This is a genomic window from Bifidobacterium thermophilum (assembly GCF_037482445.1).
Lineage (GTDB): Bacteria > Actinomycetota > Actinomycetes > Actinomycetales > Bifidobacteriaceae > Bifidobacterium > Bifidobacterium thermophilum_B.
Genome location: NZ_JBBHLY010000014.1, coordinates 1 through 7,047, shown reverse-complemented (window position 1 = coordinate 7,047; position 7,047 = coordinate 1). Strand labels below are relative to the sequence as shown.

Annotated in this window: 4 protein-coding genes; 3 read left to right on the top strand and 1 reads right to left on the bottom strand. The window is 58.4% G+C overall.

The genetic code is table 11. The annotated features are described in order from the left end of the window. The first annotated feature begins 132 nt into the window (after positions 1 to 132). On the top strand, positions 133 to 2,103 hold the full coding sequence (locus WD012_RS08155; protein WP_339563253.1) for a glycosyltransferase: 1,971 nt from the start codon (positions 133 to 135) through the stop codon (positions 2,101 to 2,103). After that, complete coding sequence (locus WD012_RS08150; protein ID WP_339563252.1) at positions 2,100 to 3,350, top strand: polysaccharide pyruvyl transferase family protein; 1,251 nt, start codon at positions 2,100 to 2,102, stop codon at positions 3,348 to 3,350. The genes WD012_RS08155 and WD012_RS08150 overlap by 4 nt, the downstream gene beginning before the upstream one ends. Before the next feature lie 127 nt (positions 3,351 to 3,477). Here WD012_RS08150 and WD012_RS08145 read toward each other — a convergent pair whose 3' ends face one another. After that, the gene (locus WD012_RS08145) at positions 3,478 to 4,896 is read right to left on the bottom strand and encodes a leucine-rich repeat domain-containing protein (protein WP_339563251.1); all 1,419 of its coding nucleotides are present in this window, start codon (positions 4,894 to 4,896) and stop codon (positions 3,478 to 3,480) included. 353 nt (positions 4,897 to 5,249) lie between these two features. On the opposite strand from WD012_RS08145, the gene WD012_RS08140 reads away from it, so the two are divergent. After that, the coding region (locus WD012_RS08140) for a leucine-rich repeat domain-containing protein (RefSeq protein ID WP_339563250.1) at positions 5,250 to 7,047 on the top strand (1,798 nt) is incomplete at its 3' end.

The following is a 7,047-nucleotide window of genomic DNA, read 5'->3' as shown; positions in this document are numbered from 1 at the left end:
TCGACGGGCTCAAGAAGTAAGTAGCCGGGCTGGTGTCGGCGGCGGGCGGGATGCGATTGACCGTGTCCCGCCCGCCGTCTGCCGTCTCGGGCCGATATGATACTGGTTGCAGGTCGTTGAAAGGTATTGCCCATGCTTGTTGATTTGAGCCGCCCGATATGGAAACCGTCGCTGTCCTCATGCGCTATTCTCCCGTTGTACGTGAAATCGCCGTCCTATGCGGGAGTGGGTCCGGCTGATCTGACTCTTGGCGCGCACAGCTTCGCTGATTTCATGACGTATTTCGGCTCGTTCTCTGTCAAGAAATGGCGCCGCTACACCGGTGTCAAGAACCTGACCCCGACATTGGTGTTGGAGACCAGCGCGCCGGTGAGCATCACCCTTACGAAGATGGTGTACCGCAGGCTTGAAAAGCGGGCGATCAGGGAAATCGACCAGCCGACGGAGCGGACCGCGGACGGATGGTACCGGTATGTGATTGCATATCCAGAGGGCATTGATGCACAGCTTGTGGCGTTCACGGTTGTCGCCGGAGCCGAACCGGCGACTATCAGGAACGTGCGGTATTGCGCGGATCTTCAGCCTGCGCGGGATGTGCGTATTGAAATCATCACAACCACGTATCACAAAGAACAGCAGGTGACGGGCAATATCGCAATGATTCGCCGTGAACTGCTGGAAGACCCGCAATGGGGGCAGCATTTCCGGCTGACCGTCGTCGACAACGGCCGCACCCTCCCCTCTGATCTGGCCGCGGGCGAAGAGTCTATCACCCTGATCCCCAACGGGAATGTCGGAGGCGCGGGCGGGTTCGCCGCGGGCATGCTCCACGCCGCGGAGTCCGGGTGGGCCACGCACGTTCTGCTGATGGACGATGATGTGACCGTGTGCCCTGAATCATTCAAACGTACGGTGCGGCTGCTCCAATATGCTGATGACGAGTATGCGAACGCCACAGTCGCCGGGGCGATGCTGTCCACCGCGAATTTCGAGATGCAGCAGGAGGACATCGGCAGGATCCAGCCCGAGCGTAATCTGCAGCCGTTCAAGCCGCGGCTGATCATGGACCGTGAATACGATATCTGTTTCAATGAGGAGCTGATCCCGTCGTCCGACACGAAAGGCCTGTACTCGGCCTGGTGGTATTCCTGCTTCCCGGTGCAGCGGGTCAGGGATTATGGCCTGCCGATCCCGCTGTTCTACCGCCGGGATGATGTCGAATACGCGACACGCATCCAGGAGAAGGAGCCGCTCAAATTCATTACGCTCAATGGCGTGTGCGTATGGCATGACGCGTTCGATTTGCGCTGGAATCCGGCCGTCGAAGTGTACCTGTCCACGAGAAACATGCTTATTCAGCAGGCATTCACGCCTGATGCCGGGTACAGTATGCAGGCCATGGTCGATTTGATGCGCGACGCTGTCATCAAGCATGGGCGCAGATTCGACTATCCGTCGATGGAACTGGTGTGTGACGCGATCGAGGATTATCTCAGGGGCCCGGATTTCTACCGTCATCCCGTGGGGGAGCGACTCTTCAAGCAGGCGGCGGCGAAAGCCGAGAAGGTCATGCCCCTCAGCGAAATCCCCGGTGCCCCTGATTCGGTGGATATCTTCACCCAGGAGCTTGAGGCGAACGACGAGAACGTGGTAATCCGCCCCGAGCTCGAGCCGCCGGCCCCGCAACCGGAACCCGAGCCGGCGCCTGAACCGCATCACGGTGTCGTCTACCGTGGGTTGCGAAAGGTCTACCATATCCTGCGCCACGTGGAACAGCCTGTATCTGTTCCGCAACCGCAGCCTGTGGAGCCTCCGCGCAAGCCTGTGTACACAGACATGGCGATTATCCCGATCGACGGATGGTGCCGTCCATGGCGTGTGGTGCGGTACGCCGGCAAGGCGCTTGCGGTGGATACGACAGGGCAGCGTGGCGTGATGAGGGTGCGCGACGATGAGCGTGGCGAACAGCTGATCGCCAGGTTCGACGGGCTTGCGTGCACACTGTTGGACGATACCGCGGTACGCGAGGCGTATCGGAAGAGCCGGGCGAGTATGACATCGTTCGAGTTCTGGCATGAATACCTGCGGGAGGCAAGACAATGAGACACGCGCTGTGGGAGGCGTTGCGGCGGAAGACCGGCAGCGCCGAAACCGGGAAACCCGATGATGCCATGCCGCCGGCGGAGCCTCCGAAGGCGTTCTACCTTGTAGGGGAACCGGGATACCCGAACTTTGGTGACGAGCTTATTGCCGGGGAATGGCTGAAATTCCTGGCCGCCCGATATCCGGATGTGCCCGTGGTGCTGGATTGCGCCCGGCCCGGCCCGGCAGCCGTCATTCTGCGCGACAAGCATCCGCACGCGACGTTCACCGACACCTTGCGCAGGCTGGCTACGGAGAATCCGTTCCCCTATGATGGTCCGATTGATGATATCTCCGGGTTCGTGTCTGCGGCGCTGCACGATGATGGCGTGGCTCCGAACTATGCCTGCGGCATCCGGTTGCTGCATCGCGGCGTGCAGGCGGTGCACATGATCGGTGGCGGGTATATGCGCGGCGACTGGACGTCGAACCTGTCGAGGCTGTCTATCGGCCCGTGGGCGCGCGAGCAGGGAATACCCGCCGTGGGGACCGGTATCGGGCTCATGCCGATCAGTGGTGAATCCTTGCGGTACGCGCAGCGGTGCGTGGCTGCATTCCAGTCGTTTACGGTTCGTGACACCGCGACTTTCAACGCGTTGCGGGCTGATGAAAACGCGGCGGCGGTCACCGGTTTGGCGCCCGACGACTGTTTCGTCAACGGGCTTGAAGGATGCTATATGCAGGATGAGGGATTGCCTGACACCATGCTGTGCATCCAGTCTGATTTCGTTGATGACCAGCCGGCTTTGTACGCGCGCGTCGAGCAGGCCATCGAACACTGGGGAGTGGGGAAAGACGACGGTATCGGGATCGTGGAATGCAATCCGCGCATTGATGCACCGATATTCCAGTATCTGCAAAACCACGGGTATACAGGATTGCGGTTCTTCCCCACGGTCGAACTGCTCGAGCGGGGATTCCCCGCGAGGGCAGGGCAGCGATGGATTTCGACACGATACCATCCGCATATCCTGGCAGCCGCTGCAGGCTGTGCCGGCTCGTATATCTCCGTCAGCCCGGACTATTACGACGTGAAGCATGAGGCGGTGCTCCGCATGGGATCGCATTGGACCCGGATCGCCATGAACGCCGGGATTCCCGCGGCCGGTGGCGGGTTCACCGACCCGGGAATCGTTCAGCAATACCGGGATGACATCAGGCGGAGCGTGGACGGCATCTATCCGGCTCCTGACCGGGTTGCTTCCTGAGTCTGTCTTACTTGCCGAGGCGGCGGGCTAAGACCCCGCGGGTCGGATATTACGAATGAGAAGGCCTCGCGGAAGCATATTGGGCAGCTTCCGCGAGGCCTTTGCAGACAGGCTTGACGCCGGCCGGCTACTTCTTGAGGTTGTCGAGCCGGTGGAGGAACGCGGCCATGTCCTGACGGTACACCGGCAGCATCCCGCCGAACGTGCCATCAGGATACCCCGTCGACACACCCGCATGCGCCAGCCACAGGACATCCTCCGCATGCGGCGTATCCCGCGACACATCACGGAACCGCCTCCAATCCGCGTCCGACGGCTTCCACGAGGAGGCGTCACCCACACCCAGCCGCATCGCCTCACGACGAAGGAACGCCGCCATATCCTGACGCTTCACCGAATCCATCCCACGGAACGAATACGAACCATCCGGCTCCAACCAACCCGTCGACACACCCGCATCAGCCAGCCAGCCGATATCCTCCGCATGCGGCGTATCCTTCGTCACATCACGGAACACCATCCGCCACCGCGCCACACGCCCGCTGAACTCCACGGCACTGCCATCCGTCTTGAGGGTGAAGGACTTCTTGAAATCATACGAATACGAAGCGCCTGCGTCGTACTTCTTCCATGTGACCACGCCGCGCTTCGCATCCAGCGTGCCGCCCGCAGGCGATGTGGACGAGGGCGCCACCACCGTGCCGTCCAGCCAACGCGGAGCCGGCATACTCACCGAACCATCCCCATTCACCGTCAGCTTCGCGCTCGGACGCACACCGGCAAACGACGTTATACCCGTATATGTACTCGTATATGTATTGTCACCATACAGGGACAATCCATGCAACATGCCCAGATCCAACACACCCGTACCCGACAAATCAAGAAGCGAAAGATTCAGCTTCGCCAACGGAGACACATCAGACACCTTCGTGCCAGACAGATCCAGGAACCCGAGGTTCGTCAGCCCCGCCAACGGAGACACGTTGGACACCTGCGTACCCGACAGATACAGGCTCTCGAGGTTCGCCAGTTTCGCCAACGGAGACACATCAGACACCTGAGTCTTATCCAAATTCAGGGACCCGAGGTTCACCAGTTTCACCAACGGAGACACATCAGACACCTTCGTATTCGACAAATCCAGGTCATCAAGGTCCGTCAGCTTAGCCAACGGCGACACATCAGACACCTTCGTACCAGACAGATACAGCCTACTGAGTTTCGTCAGCCCCGCCAACGGCGACACATCAGACACCTTCGTGCCAGACAGATCCAGCCTACTGAGTTTCGTCAGCCCCGCCAACGGTGACGTATCCGACACCTTCGTGCCAGACAGATACAACCCGACGAGGTTCGTGAACACCTGCAAGCCCTGTACACTCGCCACCTGGGAATCGCTCAAATTAAGAACAGAGACACGCTGCGCGTCCTTGGATGTGAGCACCTCACCCGTCTTGCCCGCATCACCCTTCAACTTCTTGGCGATACCCTGCGCCAATGCCTGGTCCGGGAAACACTGCGCTATCGTCGACCTGTCCGGCACACACTGCGACACACCACCCGACGCCGGCACGGACGGCACGTCAGCCGACGCCGACGGGGCCACCGCCAACACACAAGCCACCACACCAGCCACCACACCGGCAGCCCAACAACGACCACGAGCAACACCCATGGCACCCTCCTCAAAAACACATCTCTCCAATAAGGCGGGAGGACAACCAACACCCTCCCACAACCACAACATACCCCCCCGTAGCCAAACCCAGACTTTTTCGAGGTGCTGGGGCGGCATGCCGGCTGGGGCAAGCATGGTAAATCTCTGGGAGATGCCGGGTATATTTTTGTATCGACGGTATCGTGTCTGTGGGGATGCGGCCGTGGGGAGGAAAGGATATGGGAAAGTCCCGGAAGAGAAGAAGCATATTGGTTGCCGCCGTGTTGTCCATGGCATGTTTGCTGTGTCCCGCTGTGGCGCAGGCTGCGGGCCAATCGGCCGGTAGTTGCACAATCGGCGTCAGCACATTCGCTCAATGTTTTCCGGATATCAATTTTGCGAGAGCGGTCGCGGCCTCACAATACCGGTCGGCAAAAGTGACTGATGTACTGACCCAGGATTTCGTTGACAAGACAACGGAACTTAGCCCTGCCTGGTGGCATTATTCTGATGATACCGGTGAATATTCCTCCTACAAGCAGAGAGTGACGAGCCTGCAGGGCATACAGGTTTTCAAGAATCTGACCAGGCTGTATTCGTATGAAACCGATATCACCGATATCACGCCGCTTGCGGGACTGACCAAGCTTGAAATGCTGTCGATCAGCAAAACCAAGGTAAGCGATCTCTCAGCCGTCGCAGGCCTGAAGAACCTTACCGATTTGGAAATATATGAAGATCCGGTTACCTCGATTGCCCCGGTCGCCCATCTGACGAAGCTAGAGAAGTTCGTGGCATTCAGCATCCCGTCCAATGGGCACGCCTTGGATATCACGCCGCTTGCGGGTTTGACCAATCTCAAGGATCTGGAACTGTTGGATAACGGCATTTCGGATATCACGCCGTTGCAGAATCTGACAAAACTGGAACAGCTTAATCTGGTGAAAAATCACATCACCGATATCACGCCGCTTCGTAACATGACGAACCTATGGCAACTGTACTTGACCAAGAACCAGATTACGGATGTGACGCCATTGTCGGGCATGGGCTCCAAGCTCAAACAACTGTTTCTCGGCAACAACAAGATATCCGACATCTCCACACTCGGCGGCTTGAAACATCTGGACATGCTTGAGCTGAACGCCAATCCCATCAAGGATATTTCGCCATTGTCGAATCTTTCGAGCCTTAGAGAGATTTTTCTGTGCGGCAATAATATCACGAGCCTGTCCCCGATAGCAGGGTTGTCGAGCCTCACGGAGCTGTACGTGGAAGATAACGCAATCACTGACATCAGTGATCTCAAAGGGTTGTCGCGCCTATGGCTCCTTGATATCCCCGGGAATCATGTCACCGACCTCTCACCACTCTCAGGGCTGAAAGAACTCAGGGAAGTGTGCTTCGACAACAACAGCATCATGGATTTGACGCCCTTGGCGGGTTCAGCCTATTCGGCGAGCGACGGCACGTTAATGCATCGAGGCACTGCCAATGACCAGAAGATCGAACTGCCGGCCAGGAACGTGAAATCCGATGCGAAATTGAGCATTCCCGCGGTCAAGGACCTCAATGGCAAATACATGCCGATTACCAGCTCGACACCAACGGGCGCCACGCTCGATTCAAAGAACGGCGTGGTGACATGGCCCTCGACGGTAAGAGCCGGAACATATTCGTATACCTTCAAGGAAAATGGCGAGAAGGAGTTTCCCTATTCAGGAACGGTATCCGTCAAAGTGACGGTTACAGGCCAGAAAGTCATCACAAAGGTTGATAATCCGTCAGTGGCCACCGATTCGGGGAAGGCGCCGTCATTGCCGGCGACTGTCGGCGTGGCGTTCTCCGACGGGACGACGGGCACGGCTGCGGTATCATGGCAGGCTTACGACAAGTCGTTGTATTCCATGAAGCAAGGCGGAACATTCACCGTGCAAGGTACGGTGAACGGCCAATTCGCCCAAGGGGTGTCGCCTACCGTTACGGCAACAGTGACGGTTCGTGCGGCAACATTGGTTGTGTCGTTTGATTCTGCGG

What these genes read in the sequence shown, in the direction of transcription:
- WD012_RS08155 (WP_339563253.1), top strand. Translation starts at nt 133, where the DNA reads ATGCTTGTTGATTTGAGCCGCCCGATATGGAAACCGTCGCTGTCCTCA.
- WD012_RS08150 (WP_339563252.1), top strand. Translation starts at nt 2,100, where the DNA reads ATGAGACACGCGCTGTGGGAGGCGTTGCGGCGGAAGACCGGCAGCGCC.